Source organism: Halobacillus salinus, from assembly GCF_004684905.1.
In the GTDB taxonomy this organism is placed as follows: Bacteria; Bacillota; Bacilli; order Bacillales; family Halobacillaceae; genus Halobacillus; species Halobacillus salinus.
Map to the genome: position 1 here is coordinate 15,432 of NZ_SRJC01000010.1, position 16,586 is coordinate 32,017.

Annotated in this window: 16 protein-coding genes and 2 tRNA genes; 3 read left to right on the top strand and 15 right to left on the bottom strand. The window is 44.2% G+C overall.

Annotated features, from left to right (window positions below):
- The first annotated feature begins 94 nt into the window (after positions 1-94).
- The 3 genes from E4663_RS18940 (at position 95) to E4663_RS18950 (ending at position 2,031) form a co-directional block, all read left to right on the top strand.
- Positions 95-171: transfer RNA gene (locus E4663_RS18940), tRNA-Met, on the top strand.
- Positions 172-189: 18 nt separating this feature from the next.
- Positions 190-261, top strand: a tRNA-Glu gene (locus E4663_RS18945).
- Positions 262-468: 207 nt separating this feature from the next.
- Entirely contained in the window at positions 469-2,031 is a 1,563-nt protein-coding gene (locus E4663_RS18950) for a methyl-accepting chemotaxis protein (RefSeq protein WP_135328765.1), read from the top strand.
- Between the two features lie 151 nt (positions 2,032-2,182).
- Here the strand turns inward: E4663_RS18950 and E4663_RS18955 are convergent, their stop codons facing one another.
- The 15 genes from E4663_RS18955 to spoVG form a co-directional block, all read right to left on the bottom strand.
- Entirely contained in the window at positions 2,183-2,569 is a 387-nt protein-coding gene (locus E4663_RS18955; RefSeq protein WP_079477396.1) for a S1 domain-containing RNA-binding protein, read from the bottom strand.
- 75 nt (positions 2,570-2,644) lie between these two features.
- Positions 2,645-3,028 carry an FtsB family cell division protein gene (locus E4663_RS18960; protein WP_079477397.1) on the bottom strand — a complete coding sequence of 128 codons (384 nt, stop codon included), beginning with the start codon at positions 3,026-3,028 and terminating at the stop codon, positions 2,645-2,647.
- A 25-nt stretch (positions 3,029-3,053) separates the two neighbouring features.
- The gene (yabQ, locus tag E4663_RS18965) at positions 3,054-3,638 is read right to left on the bottom strand and encodes a spore cortex biosynthesis protein YabQ (protein ID WP_079477398.1); all 585 of its coding nucleotides are present in this window, start codon (positions 3,636-3,638) and stop codon (positions 3,054-3,056) included.
- Complete coding sequence (gene yabP, locus E4663_RS18970; protein WP_135328782.1) at positions 3,635-3,913, bottom strand: sporulation protein YabP; 279 nt, start codon at positions 3,911-3,913, stop codon at positions 3,635-3,637. The genes yabQ and yabP overlap by 4 nt, the downstream gene beginning before the upstream one ends.
- A 148-nt stretch (positions 3,914-4,061) precedes the next feature.
- On the bottom strand, positions 4,062-4,319 hold the full coding sequence (locus E4663_RS18975; protein ID WP_079477440.1) for an RNA-binding S4 domain-containing protein: 258 nt from the start codon (positions 4,317-4,319) through the stop codon (positions 4,062-4,064).
- A 2-nt stretch (positions 4,320-4,321) separates the two neighbouring features.
- A complete protein-coding gene (gene yabN, locus E4663_RS18980; protein WP_135328766.1) occupies positions 4,322-5,782 on the bottom strand; it encodes a bifunctional methyltransferase/pyrophosphohydrolase YabN in 1,461 nt (486 codons plus the stop codon).
- 5 nt (positions 5,783-5,787) lie between these two features.
- A complete protein-coding gene (locus tag E4663_RS18985) occupies positions 5,788-7,332 on the bottom strand; it encodes a putative polysaccharide biosynthesis protein (RefSeq protein WP_135328767.1) in 1,545 nt (514 codons plus the stop codon).
- 147 nt (positions 7,333-7,479) lie between these two features.
- Positions 7,480-8,016, bottom strand: coding sequence for a stage V sporulation protein T (gene spoVT / locus E4663_RS18990; protein ID WP_135328768.1), 537 nt, complete (start codon positions 8,014-8,016; stop codon positions 7,480-7,482).
- 345 nt (positions 8,017-8,361) lie between these two features.
- A complete protein-coding gene (gene mfd / locus E4663_RS18995) occupies positions 8,362-11,898 on the bottom strand; it encodes a transcription-repair coupling factor (RefSeq protein ID WP_135328769.1) in 3,537 nt (1,178 codons plus the stop codon).
- A 36-nt stretch (positions 11,899-11,934) separates the two neighbouring features.
- Positions 11,935-12,165 carry an anti-sigma-F factor Fin gene (locus tag E4663_RS19000; protein WP_079477404.1) on the bottom strand — a complete coding sequence of 77 codons (231 nt, stop codon included), beginning with the start codon at positions 12,163-12,165 and terminating at the stop codon, positions 11,935-11,937.
- An 85-nt stretch (positions 12,166-12,250) separates the two neighbouring features.
- Positions 12,251-12,814, bottom strand: coding sequence for an aminoacyl-tRNA hydrolase (pth, locus tag E4663_RS19005; RefSeq protein ID WP_135328770.1), 564 nt, complete (start codon positions 12,812-12,814; stop codon positions 12,251-12,253).
- Between the two features lie 185 nt (positions 12,815-12,999).
- On the bottom strand, positions 13,000-13,653 hold the full coding sequence (locus tag E4663_RS19010; RefSeq protein WP_079477406.1) for a 50S ribosomal protein L25/general stress protein Ctc: 654 nt from the start codon (positions 13,651-13,653) through the stop codon (positions 13,000-13,002).
- Positions 13,654-13,732: 79 nt separating this feature from the next.
- Positions 13,733-14,686 carry a ribose-phosphate diphosphokinase gene (locus E4663_RS19015; RefSeq protein WP_079477407.1) on the bottom strand — a complete coding sequence of 318 codons (954 nt, stop codon included), beginning with the start codon at positions 14,684-14,686 and terminating at the stop codon, positions 13,733-13,735.
- A 15-nt stretch (positions 14,687-14,701) separates the two neighbouring features.
- Positions 14,702-16,081 (bottom strand): bifunctional UDP-N-acetylglucosamine diphosphorylase/glucosamine-1-phosphate N-acetyltransferase GlmU, encoded by a 1,380-nt coding sequence (glmU, locus tag E4663_RS19020; RefSeq protein ID WP_135328771.1) that lies wholly within the window; start codon positions 16,079-16,081, stop codon positions 14,702-14,704.
- Positions 16,082-16,249: 168 nt separating this feature from the next.
- A complete protein-coding gene (gene spoVG / locus E4663_RS19025) occupies positions 16,250-16,549 on the bottom strand; it encodes a septation regulator SpoVG (RefSeq protein ID WP_079477409.1) in 300 nt (99 codons plus the stop codon).
- Positions 16,550-16,586: the final 37 nt, after the last annotated feature.

A 16,586-nucleotide genomic window follows, 5' to 3' on the forward strand; every position in this document is an offset into this window, starting at 1 on the left:
AGACAGACTACTCTGATATTTTATTTTCTTGTTGACACTTTTTTTTGGATGGTGTACTATATTCCTTGTGCTTATGAAAAGCACACAAACAAATGGCGGTGTAGCTCAGCTGGCTAGAGCGTACGGTTCATACCCGTGAGGTCGGGGGTTCGATCCCCTCCGCCGCTACCATTTTTTCATCTTACATAAGGCCCGTTGGTCAAGTGGTTAAGACACCGCCCTTTCACGGCGGTATCACGGGTTCGAATCCCGTACGGGTCATCTAGAAGCATTCTTGTCCTAATAAAGACGCTTCCTCATCATGAGGAAGCGTCTTTTTTTATAATCATTTAGTCGAATCCATTATTTTATAGGAAGCTTTCTTCAAGTAGCACACTCCAACACATTGACAGGTACTCACGGGGGTTTGGGACTTCGGATGTAGGGAACGTATCCTTTGTACCACATCATAGGAAGGAAGAACCCAATTTGACCAACCAAAAAAACAAAACAATGCTACTGTTTGCCGTCATCGGCATAGCTGTTGCTTGGATTATCCATTTCGTCCACAGATTCATGCCCATGAACAATAACATTTCAGGTGGTTCCTATTTTCAATTGTATGAACCCTACCTTTATATCACTTTAGGAATCCCCATGGTATTAACTTTACTCACCTTCAGCGTTTACCGATTCCATTCAACCGATAAAAAAATCCCGTGGTTGATGAGCCTTACCTTTACCTTTATCAGTTTAGCTATGATTGTAAACGGCGAAGGCATGGTCGTTTATCACTTTTCTATTTTCCTGGTCGTCGCCTTGATCGCTTTTTACGACCGAATAGATACCATCAGTCTAATGACCAGCCTTTTTGCATTCTTCCATATTATTGCGATGTTCGCAGGAACCGAGTTCCTCTATGGCTCCTCTAGCTATACGTGGTTCATGTTTGCTTTACATGCCTTCTACTTGGTACTGACAAGCGCCGGCACTTCGTATCAAATCGTTGTGAAAAATCGCTATACGACGAGCCTGGAACGATCCAACCAAGAGAAACAAGAACGTATCCAATCTTTATTCAAACAAATCGATGATATGGGGCGTTCCGTGAAATCTACAGTTGATACATTAGGGGCTGACTCTGAGAAAGCAACTCAATCGTTTGAGAAAGTAACGACTTTATTAAAAGATCGCAATCAACATGCGGATTACATGGTATCGGAAACAGAACAAAATGCTATTTATATTTCTGAGGTCCAATCGGCTATTGAACAGATCGACAGCAGCATCGAAGCTGTCTCCACTCAAGCACAAGACACCGTCCTACAAACCAAGCGCGTTCAAAACCAGATAGAGGATGTTGTATCCGATATGCAAATGACTCGGTCCAGCATCCAAGAAACCAACGACGGACTGATTGCTTTGCATTCACGCTCGACAGAGATCGGAAGTATTACAGAGGAAATCTCGAAGATAACCGAAAGTACGAACCTCCTGGCACTCAATGCCTCTATTGAAGCCGCACGCGCCGGAGAACACGGCAAAGGGTTCAGTGTCGTAGCAGATGAAGTAAGAAAACTAGCACTCCAATCAGAAGAAGCAACGCAGCGAATCCTGGTTATTGTCCAATCAATTCTCGAGGATATCCAAGAAGCAAACAATTCTTCTACTCGGAGCGTTAGTCAAGTAGCACACAACCGTGAACAGTTATCAGAGATGGCTGAGGTGTTTCATGAGCTTCAAGGGAAGTCGACAGATGTAGAAGAGCGGACGCATGAAGTGAGGTCCGCCACACAAGAACTGCTATCCAGTACTCAATCCATTACGGAAACCTTTGACAAACTCGTTCATTTCACAAAACAAGCGAAGACTCAAAACAAGCATGTCTTGGAGGCTTCGAAGTTCCAACATCAATCGATGCAGCACATGTTGACCAACGTGCAATCCTTAGCAGAAATGACGGCAAGCTTAAACAGCCTGATCGCTTCGATGAGTGGGAAAGGAACGCTAACTACCAACGCTTCCCACGTACCATTGAATAGAGTGGGCTAATTCAAACATGCAGTGCGAGCAGCCTGCATGTTTCTTGTTCAGACATGTCCTCAAATGCCGGAGTCCATAAACAAAAAAGAGCAGATTCCGTATGGAATCTGCTCCTTTTATATGAACGTGCACCTTTTACTCATTGTCCTAGACAGCAAGTTTATCCGCGTTTAGCACCTCGGCCACCACGCTTAGACTCAGTGTGCTTCTTCAAAGATGTTAAGCGCTCTTCGCTATCCTTCATGAAACGGTTCATTTTCTGTTCGAACGATTCAGCCGGTTTGCGAGGCTTTGGCGGACGACGATTCGTGTTTTCTTTTGCTTTCTTGATGGATAATCCGATCTTTCCATCATCTCCGACATTGATGACTTTCACTTCCACCTGGTCACCCTGGCTTAAGTGATCATTAATGTCTTTTACATAGTTATCGGCAACTTCACTAATGTGAACGAGCCCTGTCTTTCCATCTGGAAGCTCAACGAAAGCTCCGAAATTAGTGATACCCGTTACCTTACCCTGCAGCTTGCTGCCTACTTCAATTGACATAAAAAAAATGCTCCTCCTTAAAATTTTCGATAAATAGCCTTACTTATATATTATATATAAGCTTTGAAAAGAGTGTCAATATAATGGGTCCTCATTAGGCATTTTAAAGATAATTTCGCCTTCTTTTGAGAAGAAGTAGTTCGTTCTGGCAATTTGCAGGACATACTCTTCATTATTCAAAAGTTCGATTTCCTGTTCTAAATCTTTCTCCTCTTGCTTCAAAGCTTGCATGTTTTCTTGCATTTGCTCATACTGTTCTTTCTTTTCTGCATAAACAGTCTGTTGTTTAATATGATAAAACACCATGGAGCCTGCTACGATCATCACGAGAACAGCAAACATAACAATGCGGCGGACGAGACGCTTCTTCTTACGCTGGTGTCGTTCCATGTATGCATCGTAATGCTGCATGTATGTAGAATCTAAACGTGCGACCGACTCGGACTGCTTCTTTGCCATGGACGTATTCAGCCTCCTTTGTTTATTAATCCTTGCTTTTCCAGCTAGTGAATATATTCTTTATTTTAGCCGAAATCCCTTTTAAATACCGTAAGTATTTTTTCACATTTTTCGGCAGCAGTCGCCAAATCATGCTAAAAATCCACTTTAAAGGTAAATAAATGACATGGAACACAATAGTTATACCCTTCCAAACTATCTTATAAACCAATAAAAGTAAAGAAATAACAAATAAAATTAATGTCCGAACCGGAACAACAATCAAATAATATCCGGTTTTCTTCAAGAATTGCAAAATCGAACTCATAATACGAATCCCGATATTAAGGCACTTCATATACACCTTCTGCAATAATGCTTTGTACATGGCAAACCCGCATACGATGGCAACGAACACGTAAACCCTGAGCTCTCCGTAATTCGCTAAATAAAGCAAATAAAAAAGAATAGATGCCTGACAAAGCCAAAAGCCGAGCTGGTATACGATCTCTAACCAGCTCTTTTTATTCCGCTTATGAAAAAAGCGTTCAAACGTATCCAACGAAGCACCCACAATTGCGCCACCGCCAAGCATGGCCAATATGGTGACAAACTGAGTGGTGAGCGTCATTTGAACAGCTTGCTAAAGAGTCCTTTAGCTTTTTCTCCCTGATGCTCATCCAAATACGTCATTTCATACATTTTTCCTTTAATCGAGACGATCCCTGATTCTAAGTCCAAGTTTTTCATTTGTAAGTTTTGTCCCCGGACGACGAGATACCCCATAGATGTTTGAAGCAGAAACTCTTCACTATCGAAGCTGTCCACTTCTTTCACTCCGGAGATCTCGATGTTTCTTCTATTCCACACCTTCACATTATGCTCGGCTTGTTGTTGACTGCGCATCGTATGGTTTTTATCATAAGTTTCCATTAGTTACAGCCCCCTTCTCTAGTACAAGCTATGAGAAAGGAAAGGGAAATAGAACAATGCCCAAGTTAACTACAAAAAAAGAGGATGACACGAAAACAACGTGACACCCTCTTCCCTCTCTTTATTGTACAGGTTCTTCTTTCTTGATCTCATACAAGGTAGATGCTTCATTCTTATTTACGTTTTCCCGCAATGATTTCACTTCGATCGTCAAGACCTTCTGACCGAATTGGATCTTCAGCTCGTCACCGACAGAAACATTTGTCGCAGCCTTACTGGGGTTACCATTAATAGCAATACGCCCTTGATCAGCCACTTCTTTTGCCAGTGTGCGCCGCTTGATTAACCGGGATATTTTCAAGAATTTATCTAAACGCATCATTATTCCGCTCCTTTGTTCTTCTCTTTTGCATCAATCCATAATTCCTCTAGTTCTTCTAAGGAATAGCTTTCTAAAGTGTCGTTACGCTCCTGGACGGTCCGCTCCATCGCCTGAAGCCTAGTGCGAAACTTGGTGTTTGTTCGTTGCAGTGCTTGTTCACTATTCAATTTATAGTGCCGTGCAACATTAGCGAGTGCGAAGAGATAATCTCCGAATTCCTTTTCCATCTCTTCTCTGTTGTTGTTCTCTCTCGCTTCCTCAAATTCCTGCCATTCTTCCTGCATTTTTTCGAGGACAGGTGCAACGTCATCCCAATCAAACCCTACCTTCGCCGCTTTCTTCTGGAGCTCTTCGGCCTGCAATAAGCCGGGGAAGCTTGTCGGAATGCTGTCTAGTAGTGAAGTAGGCTTTTTTCCTTTCTCCACTTGCTTGATAGCTTCCCAATTTGTCACGACTTCTTCTGCATCGTTCACTGTCACCTGACCAAATACATGTGGGTGGCGGCGAATCATTTTGTCTGTAACCGACTGAATGACGTCTCCGATCGTAAAGAAGCCATCATCTTCTCCGATCTGACTGTGCAGCATTACTTGAAGAAGGACATCGCCCAGTTCTTCAATCATGTTATCGTCATCTTCACGGTTGACTGCATCGATGAATTCGTAGGCTTCTTCAATCAAGTATTTCCTTAAGGATTCGTGTGTTTGTTTCTGGTCCCAAGGACAGCCACCTGGTGCACGCAAGCGACGAATCACTTCCCTCAGACGGAAGAATTGATGGTTCAATTGATCTTCCTGAACAGGAGGCACGTAGACACTCGTTAAGTTATTCACTTCAACAGAACGATCCAATTCTTCCAAAGGGACCGTTGTGAGTCTCTGGCCCTTGCTTCCTGCTGCTGTAACAATCGTAACCGGGTAATCAGGCGATAGATCTTCCAGTAACATCAACTTTAACTCAGAAGCAACCATCGTATCGTACACTTGGCAGAAAATCGTGTGGTTCATCAGTTGAAGGTGAGCTGGCTGTACATCCAATGCATCGAAAAACTGAAATCCCTCGATCGGATCTATTTCAAGTGCTTGGAACGTGGCATCAAGGAAACTCTGTCCTCCTTCAATGACCAACTCAATCGTCCCAGCGTCGCGAGCTTCGATTAATAACTGTACGGTTCGCTCTGCAAGCATCGGGTGTCCCGGCACTACGTACAGCACATCCTCTTCTTTCTCAATCAGCTGTTTCACAATGGTTTCATACACATCTACAAACCCATCGTGCTGTTTGTAGACCTCATCAAAACTGCTGAACTCTACCCCTTCACTTTGCAGGTCCTCCACTACAGGGTGGTCCAAGGTTCTTGTATAAATGGTTCCTTTATATTGAAGAAGTTTCCGGTAGACTCCAAGTGGTAATTGCTCGAGATCCCCAGCTCCCAGTCCTAATATGTGAATAGTCTTCATAGTTCTCATCCTTTCGGTAATACTCTCATCCACCATTTACTCATAGGCAGCCCCTCTACTTCCTTCTTAGTGAAAGCTCCGAGCCTCAATAAAGACAATAGATAAACGAGGGCCCCTGCGCCAACAACTGCTAAGGTAAAGAATAGTAAAAGAAGACGTTCTCCTCTGAACAAAGGACTGAGTAACATCGCCCCCCTCACTACGACGGTCATAAACAAGAGGGAGAAGGTTACTTGTCGAAACGGAAGAGACGACCAACTTGCGAACGGCATTTCTCGTCCTAAGGTTACGACATTTCCAAATAAAACGAAAGTAACAGCCACGACAGAGCTAACAGCCGCTCCGTTCAGACCAAATGCCGGTACAAGCCATAAGTTACAAAGCCACTTCAACAAGGCTCCTCCAAGGATCAGAAAGGCAGTTGTCCTTATATAACCCAAGCCTTGGAGCACAGATGCTGTCGTCATGACTAACGAACTGACAACAACTACAAGCATCAAGAGTTGCAAAGCACCCGTCCCTTTTCCATCAAGGAAAAACAGCGGATTGATGACGGGGAATAAGAGAATAAGTCCAAGTGTCGCCGCGGCGGAAATGATAAAGCTGAACTTGACCGCCGAAATGATAGAATCTAGCGTTCGTTCCTGTTGATTAGACCAACGTTCTCGTGTAACCGCTGGAATGAGAGCAAGTGCCACCGAAGAAGCGAGAACCGTTCCAAGCTGAATAAGAGGCTGTCCACGATCGAACACGCCTTTTGCAACCTTCGCCTCCTCTAGGGTGAAACCAGCCTTCACAAAGCCCGGAATAAGTGTGAGGGCATCGATCCCCTGCAAGGAAAGCAGCAGGGTGTAATTCAAGCTGATGAACATACCGTATAGAACAATGGTCCTCACATACGTAATTGAACGACTCCAATGCCAGTGAAACGAACGGGAGTGGTTTCTCATATAACCTATTAAAACAAACAATGCCCCTAGGGCCGCTGCACAAGAGGCATAAGCTGCCCCTCTTCCCACATGATAAAAATCCCCTGATCTGGTTGCGAACCAAGCGGAAAGAAGAATACCGACAACACGGATTATTTGTTCAGTTAATTGAGAAGCAGCTGTCGGTATCATATAACCACTTCCCTGGAAGTTCCCTCTTAGTACAGACAAGAATGGCACAAATAAGAATACGAAGAAAGCTGCTTGCAAAGAGGGAACCAGCTTAGGATCCCCCATGATGATGGCAATTTCATCTGCTTGCGTATAGCCGATTGAAAATAGGAAACCGCAGATTATAAATAACACTGTCACCACCGTGAGCAGGGATACTTCTTTGTGTTCGGAAGCAAGCTTCGAAACCGCTGCAGGAAATCCATACAACGCAAGGATAAGCGCTATCCCTAGAATGGGATACACTTGCTGATAAATATAAAAACCTAAATCCCCAGTGATATTTTGAAGCGGCACACGATATCCTGCACTGATCACTTTTCCGATCAAACCGGCAAGTGTTAGAATCATGGCACCTCTCATCACGGAAGAAGGAGATGAATTGGTCATATCCGACCCTTTCTTTCTATGTAAAGTCATATGCGCATTATACCATATGAGGTTGGGAATTTATTGGGTAGGGGCTTGTGTTGAGGGCCGCTCTAAACGCGAAAGGTCAGATCCAATTCATATGAGGGATCTGACCTTCAGGGACTTCTACTCCATCTGCTTGGCCAAGAAACTGGCAGCAGCATGTATTGCCTTCTCTGTTCCATCTTCCAGCGGGGATCCTTCCTTTGTCATCGCGACAACACACCCAATTGGATCGCCTTGAGCAATGATAGGATGAATTATATAAGAAGTCACGTCTTCTTCTTGCCCTTTGACAAATTCAATAGGGGTTGGGTGCTTCTCCATGGTCATGGATCTTGCTTCCATCACTTCTTCAATTTTGGAACCTACTGATTGATTGAGGTAGCTTTTCTTCACTCCACCGGCAACGGCAATATACTCATCGCGGTCACAAATCAACACTGGGGCTTCCAACGATTCACTTAATGCTTCTGCATATTCTTTCGCGAAATCACCTAGCTCGCTGATCGGGGAATACTTCTTGAGAATAACCTCCCCTTCACGGTCCACAAAAATCTCTAGTGGATCTCCTTCACGGATACGTAATGTACGGCGAATTTCTTTCGGTATTACAACTCGACCTAGATCATCAATACGTCGGACAATGCCTGTTGCTTTCATTCTTATGCTGCCTCCCTTTCTGTGATGTGGGCCTAAACTATTCTGATAAGCGCATGCAGAATAAGCAGGTGATTACAGTTAGTATGATTCAGCAAGAAAAACCTATACACCCTGTGAATGGATTTTTTGCTCAAAGAGCGGATATGCAGTGTAATTATGGCAATATATTTTTTATCCATTCTCTAGCCAATGCCCCTCTTTACCATTGTCCACCATATTACCTCTTTTTATCCAAAAAATTATTTCGGAAAAGAAAAACAAAGAACTTCACACCCTTACGTACTTAAAAAAGAGAGAAAGAGGCATCATTAAAAACAAAAAAAGCCCTCAAAAAGAGGGCTTTTTTTAAGCATTGGATGCTTCTCTCATCATTTCCGGAAGCTTACTAATAAATTCCTGGACCATTTCATACCGGTTGAATTTTGTTTTCCGATCCCATGTAAAGGTGACTTTCAACTGGTTGTCTTCTGTTGAAAGCTGGATCATTCGACCGTACTGATTGGCTAGATCGAACAACTTAGCTCCGTCTATTTCTTGGCTTTGTTCTTTTTCCATCACCATTTCAATCTTTTTCTTCTTCTCTGAGATGGCTTCGATCCGTGACTGCTTCGCATATAAACGAAGGGTGGAAGCGGTAAATAGGTTACCCACTTCATCCGGATAATCGCCGAAGCGGTCGATCAATTCATCACGGAGGTCTTGAATGTCTTCCTGTGACTCAATCGCCTGAAACTCCTTGTACATATCGATCTTCTGCTTTTCATCAGCGATGTACTCAGGTGGAATGTAAGCATCAATCATCAGATCAAGCTCCGGCTGGAAAGGTTGAACCGCTTCCGGTTCCTTACCCTGCTGTTTTGCTTCGATTGCGTCTTTCAACATCTGAGAGTACATATCGAAACCGACAGAATCGATGAAACCGTGTTGCTGGGCACCCAATAAGTTCCCCGCTCCACGGATGGACAAATCGCGCATGGCAATCTTGAACCCTGAACCCAGTTCAGTGAATTCTTTGATAGCCTGGAGCCGTTTCTCCGCTACCTCCGTCAATACTTTATCTTTTTGGTAAGTAAAGTATGCATATGCAACACGGTTCGAACGCCCAACACGACCGCGAAGTTGATAGAGTTGACTGAGCCCCATACGGTCCGCATCGTAGACGATCAAAGTGTTTACATTCGGTATGTCGACACCTGTTTCGATAATAGTCGTGCTGACGAGAACGTCAGACTCGCCTTCTAAGAAGGAGAACATAACGTTCTCGAGTTCTGTTTCGTTCATCTGACCATGCGCGAACGCCACTCTTGCCTCCGGGACGAGCGCGGCAATTTCCTGCGCCATTCTTTCAATATTCTCTACACGGTTGAACAAAAAGAATACTTGACCGTCTCGAGCCATTTCCCTTTCCACCGCTTCTCTTAAGAAAATCGGATTATACTCAAGCACGTATGTCTGGATCGGGAATCGGTTGGCCGGAGGCGTCTCAATAACAGACAAGTCACGGACACCGAGCATGGACATATGCAACGTACGCGGAATAGGCGTCGCTGTTAAGGTCAACACATCTACGTTATGTTTCAACTGTTTGATTTTTTCTTTATGCTTTACACCGAATCGCTGTTCTTCGTCGACAATCAGTAACCCTAAATCTTTGAACTTGATATCTTTCGATAAAATACGGTGCGTGCCGACGACGATATCAACTAACCCTTTTCTCAAGCGGTCCGTCGTTTCAGTCTGCTGCTTCTTTGAACGGAAGCGGCTCATGAGACCGATATTAATGCCGAACCCTTGAAAACGCTCTTGTAAGGTTTCATAGTGTTGTTGAGCTAGGATGGTAGTCGGAACGAGAATGGCTACTTGCTTCCCGTCAAGAATAGCCTTAAAGGCAGCCCGGATAGCCACTTCCGTTTTACCATAGCCAACATCCCCACATAACAGGCGATCCATCGGACGGATACGCTCCATATCCTCTTTTATTTCTTCGATACAACGGATTTGGTCTTCGGTTTCTTCATACGGGAATGCTGCCTCAAAGTCCCGCATCATTTCATCGTCCTTGCTGAAAGCATGCCCCTTGGATGCTTCACGTTCGGCATAAAGCTGGATCAAATCGTCCGCGATATCTTCAACGGAAGACTGAACACGACTCTTCACTTTCTTCCACTCGCTGCCGCCGAGTTTGTACATTTTCGGTTCTTTTCCTTCTGAACCGACGTACTTCTGTATCAAATCAATCTGATCGATCGGAACATACAATTTATCATTGCTTGAATACTTCACCATCAGGAAATCTTTATGAGTACCATTCATCTCAAGCGTTTCAATGCCAAGGTACTTTCCTATACCGTGATTGGCGTGAACGATATAATCGCCAACCTTCAATTCTTGGTAGTTCTTAATTCTCTCAGCATTAGACATCTTCTGCTTACGCTTTGGTTTTGCTTTCCGTTTCTTGAACAGCTCATTCTCCGTCAAGACAGCTACATGATGCATCGGAAATTCGAAACCATTGCTCACATTTCCAATGGCTATCGTAGGCTTGACTAACGGGAAGGTAACAGACTCCTTTGCGATGACCGCTTCCATATCATAGTCTTCTAGTACAGAATGGATTTTATCTGCACGTTGCTGATCTGGTGCTAGAATCAGTACAGAAAAGTCCTGTTTCTCCCAACGGTCCATTTCATTCTTTAACAAGTTCATCTGACCATGGAACTGCTGCATTTGTCTACTGGAGATGTTGACGATGTTTTGTGGTTGCGTGTTGGGTATGTGGCGCATGAATACAGACATATAAAGCTTCGGCTGCTCCATCTTCTCCCATGTATCATGCCAGTCGAATGAAATCTTGAGACTTCGCACTGTCTGATTGGCTTCCAATAAACTTTGATGCCACTCCGCTTCTTCTTGATCGAGACGATTGGCAGTTTCTTGGATACGACTCATCTCATCCAATACAATCAAGCCATTCTGAGGTAAATAATCTAGCAAGCTATAATTTTCCTCATAGAAGTAGCCGATGTACTTATACATCTCTTCAAATCGTTCCTGCTGCTTCAAACGGTCGATATCGTGCTCCATAATCTCGTTGAGCGTTTCCTTCGCTTCTGACTTTTGCAACTTTTGAAGAGATTCGCCGAGCGCTCCCTCTAACCGCTGTTCTGCACGGGCATAGTCTTCCTCTGTTAACAACAGTTCCGTTGCGGGACCGATATTGACCTGTTCCATTTTTTCCTGCGAACGCTGTGTCTCCGAGTCAAATGTACGAATTGAATCCACTTCCGTATCGAACAATTCAATGCGGTAAGGGTACTCTGAGGTAAGAGGGTACACATCAATGATTCCTCCACGAATAGAGAACTCTCCAGGTGTCGCCACCATTTCAGAACGCTCGTACCCCATGCTGACGAAGCGTTTCAAGTAGGCATCCAAATCGATTTCTTCTCCAACACGAAAAGGGAGCTGATTATGCTCCCAGTATGTCTTCGGTGCCATGATCCGTTTTAACGCTGCAACCGGCGCGATCAAGATGCCTGATCCCTGCTCCATCCAATTGTGCAACGATTCGATCCGCTGACTGCGGAGCTCCGGGCTGGCAATCGCAATTTCCGATGCCATCAACTCGTTCACAGGATACAGATGGACCTGTTCCGCTTCGGTTAATTCCTGAAGATCGTCATATAGTTGTTGTGCTTGTATTAATTGGTGAGTGACAAGAAGGACAGGACGATTCAGTGACTCTTTTAACAATGAAATCATCACACTTCTCGACGCACCAGACAGTCCTGCCACCATTTGTTCCTGCAGCCCTGATTCAAAGCCCTCTACAACAGAATGGATATCATCCTGCTGGTATAAATACTGCTTTATTCCTTGCATAACGAACTCCTCCACCATCCCGCCCAAGGACAAGATTTAATGAATAAAATTATCTAATTCATGGTAGTGAGGATGCTGGTCTAATCCTTCTTTGCAGTCGTCACAAATGGTCCGGATGTTCAAGTCCCCATTGCCCTGCATATGGACCATCTGTTCTTGATCCGTATCGTTCAGCACATCAAAACCGAGTTGTGATACATCGACCTGCTTAGCATCCAATTCACCGACCTGACGTTGACAGTGCCGACAAAAATAACGAATTTTCATTTCCATCCTCCTCGGAGTGTTGATGGTCATTAGTTTTGCCGGCATTTCACTGGGTTATTCAGAAAGGGGCCAACTACTCCCCTTTTTATTTCGCATTAAATTCATTCATAACTTCATCAAAAGACTTCTCTATCCAGGCTTCACATGCTTTTACTGCTTGTTCGATGCTATCAGACACTGCACCAGCCTCAGACTTCGGAAAGTCCCCCAACACGTAATCGACGACCGTAACAGGAGCCTCAGGCCGTCCAATGCCCATACGTAGACGCTTGAACTCTTTCGTGCCGAGTTGGTCGATAATATTCCGGATACCGTTATGCCCACCATGTCCACCTTTCTTACGCAGGCGGATCTTACCAGGAGGCAGATCTAAATCGTCGAAGACAACGAGAATGTCTTCATCGTCGATATCGAAATAATCCATGAATGCCCTCAAGGACTCCCCGGATAGATTCATGTACGTTTGAGGTTTCAGTAATAGAACTTTCTCCCCGTTCACGTGTTCTGTTGTGTATAAACCTCGGAATTTCATCTGCGAGATGGACCAATGGTTCTGTCTTGCCAACTCGTCCATCACCATGAATCCGATGTTGTGTCTCGTTTTTTCATACTTCTTCCCTGGGTTACCCAGTCCTACAATACACTTCATTTGGAACTCCTTTTCTTACTTTAGAAATCCTATTCATTTCAACTTCCTCTTATTATAGCAGAGCGATTTATAAAAAAGATGTCAAAAGAACAAGAGAGGAAAATAAATACGTTTTCCGTAATATAGATATTGTAAAGCAAAGAAAAGGGGCGGGCCATTCGGCCGCGCCCCTGTTTTGTATACTTTTACTCTTTGTCTTCTTCTTCGCCGTCTTCATCGTCATCACTTTTCTCGTTGATGACTTCAGGCTCTGCGTCTGCATTCTCTACGTCTGGCTCTTCCGGCATTTCTTCCGGAGGAGTGACAGATACGATTGTCGTATCTCCATCTTCTGTAATCTCGTAGTTACGAGCAGCCTTCAGATCACTTACAAGAATGCTGTCACCGATGTTCAATTCAGAAACATCAATTAAGATTTCTTCTGGAATGTCAGCCGGCTTCGCACGGATAGCCAACTCATAAAGTGGCTGTTGCAATACGCCGCCTTCTTTCGAACCTGCCGCTTCACCTTCTAAGTGAACTGGTACTTCAACGTCCATCTCTTCAGACATGTTGACCACGTAGAAGTCTGCGTGAATCAATTCGTCTTTCAGTGGATCGACTTGATATTCATGTAACATGACATCAACAGTTTCCCCATTATCGATGTCTAAGGAAATGATAGCGTTCTTTCCTTCGTCGCGTACAGTTTTTAGAAGCTCTATGCTGTTCACAGATACTGTGATCGGTTCATTTTCTTTCCCGTACACAACACTTGGAACGTCTCCTGCAAGACGTAATTCACGTGTTACGGATTGTTTGAGATTTTGTCTTTGATTCGCTTTTAGTTTAATAGCCAAATTAATCAACCTCCATATAAATACCAATCATTTATATCAGTTTCCCGTTAATTCGATTACTTAAACCTCTTTTAAGAAATTAATCAAACAAAATACTAATGGACTGACGTTCATGAACACGGATGATCGCTTCACTGATCAACCCTGCTACTGATAGCTGCGTTACTTTATCAATCTTCTTCTCTTCTCCGAGAGGGATCGTGTTCGTGACAACTAGCTCCTTGATCTTAGAGTTATCGATGCGCTCGATAGCTGGTCCGGAAAGAACAGGGTGCGTACAACAAGCATAAACATCTGTCGCTCCATTTTCAATCAAAGCATTTGCTGCAAGGGTGATAGTACCTGCTGTATCGATGATATCATCAATTAAAATCGCTGTCTTACCTTCGATATTACCAACGATGTTCATTACTTCCGCTACGTTCGGACGAGGGCGTCGCTTATCGATAATGGCAATCGGAGCTTTCAAGCGATCTGCCATCTTACGTGCTCTTGTCACTCCACCATGGTCAGGGGAAACAATAACAAGATCGTTAAAGTTCTTCTCCTCGAAGTAATCAGAAAGAATCGGAACCCCAACCAAGTGGTCGATTGGAAGGTTAAAGAACCCTTGAATCTGAGGAGCGTGCAAGTCGAGCATAAGCACACGAGTTGCACCCGCCGTCTCCAATAGATCAGCAATCAACTTCGCTGTGATCGGCTCACGAGCGCGTGCTTTACGATCTTGACGTGCGTATCCGTAATAAGGCATGACAATGTTTATAGAACGTGCAGATGCACGCTTAAGGGCGTCAATCATGATGAGTAGCTCCATGATGTGTTGGTTGACAGGCTCACAAGTCGACTGAACCACATACACATCACAGCCACGAATGCTTTCTTCGATGTTAATTTGGATTTCTCCGTCACTGAAGCTTGTAACTGTACATTTACCTAATTCCACCCCGATATTATCGGCAATTGCACTCGCCAGCTCCGGATTAGAGTTCAGGGAGAAAACTTTTAAGTTTGAATCCTTATATCCCGTTGTCATGGATGGTACCCTCCGTTAGTCTTTTTTTATCGATTTGAATTTTGTTGCGTAGCCTTCTTTGTTCGTCTGACGAGATCGTGCGATTGACAGAGCTTCAGCAGGTACGTCCTTATTAATAGTGGAGCCGGCTGCGACATACGCGCCTTTTCCAACAGTCACCGGTGCAATCAGGTTAGAATTGCAACCAATAAACGCATCGTCTTCAATGGAAGTCAGGAATTTGTTATGACCATCGTAATTGACGGTGATCGTTCCACAACCTATATTCACGCCGCTTCCTACTTCTGCATCCCCAATGTAACTCAAGTGGGAGGCTTTACTTCCATCTCCGAAAGATGCTTTTTTCACTTCAACAAAGTTTCCGACTTTGACATCGTCGCCGAGAGAAGATTCTGGTCGAATATGGGCAAACGGTCCAATCTGAACCCTCTCCCCGATACGACTGTTTGTCGCAACACTTTGTTTGACTACTGACGCCTTCCCGACGAAGCAGTCTTTAATAGTCGAGTGAGGACCAATGACGGCATCTTCTTCAATAACCGTCTCTCCCTCTAAAACCGTTCCAGGATATACAATTACATCTTGACCAATCTTCACATCAGGCCCGATATAAGTGTTCGTTGGATCTTGAATAGTTACGCCTGCACGCATGTGGCGTTCATTAATACGCTCTTTCATCAACGTTTCTGCTTTAGATAGTGCTACACGATCATTCACACCAAGAGACTCAGAAAAGTCCGGTGTTTGATAAGCGCTGATCGTTTCAGATTCGTTCTTCAGAATTTCTACGACATCAGGGAGGTAGTATTCCCCTTGTACGTTATCATTAGACACATTCTGCAACGCTTGAAAAAGCGCCTGGTTATCAAAACAGTATGTGCCTGTGTTGATTTCCTGAATCGCCTGTTCTTCGTCCGATGCATCTTTTTGTTCAACGATTCGCTCGACTTGCCCGTTCCCACCACGGATCACACGTCCGTAGCCATTCGGATCATCCGCATGAGCGGTTAGAATCGTAGCCTTAGCCTGCTCGCTGTCATGGTGATCCAGAAGCTTCTGGAGGGTCTCTCCTGTAAGTAAAGGTGTATCTCCACAAACGACGACCGTTGTGCCTTCTTTGTCAGCTAAGATGTCTTCTGCCTGCAGTACAGCATGTCCTGTACCCAGTTGCTCTTCTTGAACGACGTAATGACTAGCATCGCCAAGTTGGTCCTGTACCTTTTCGGCACCGAAGCCGACAACTGTGATCAATTCATTCAGCTCCAATGTATTCAGCTGGTCGACGACATGCTGAACCATCGGTTTACCACAAACAGGGTGCAATACTTTATATAACTTCGACTTCATACGAGTTCCTTGTCCAGCTGCCAAAACGACAGCATATCGATTCGTCATGAACGTACCTCCATCCTAATTATCCATTATGAATAATATCTTAAAAACAGCGTAATTTCAATCCATAGCCAATGTGGTAAAAAAGGCTTTATCATCCATTTTTACTAGGTAGACCGTAAAAAAAAGAAGCCTAACCCCTATAGGTTAGACTCCTGGTGTTCGTAAGTATTAGGAAGCTCCGGCTTCTTCGAATTCTACTTCAGCCTGCTCCTCTTCCCCAGCACGGTGGTATTCTTCAAGAACAGCGTCTTGAATCTTGCCACGTGTACCAGAGTTGATCGGGTGCGCAATGTCTCTGAACTCACCATCTGGTGTACGCTTGCTAGGCATGGCTACGAATAAACCATTGTTGCCATCAATCACCCGTATGTCATGGACAACAAACTCCTGGTCCAAGGTAATAGAAGCAATTGCTCGCATTCTTCCTTCCGTATTTACGCGTCGCAGTCTTACGTCAGTTACTTCCATTAAGATTCACCACCTTTTTTCATAAAAGAACTTATAT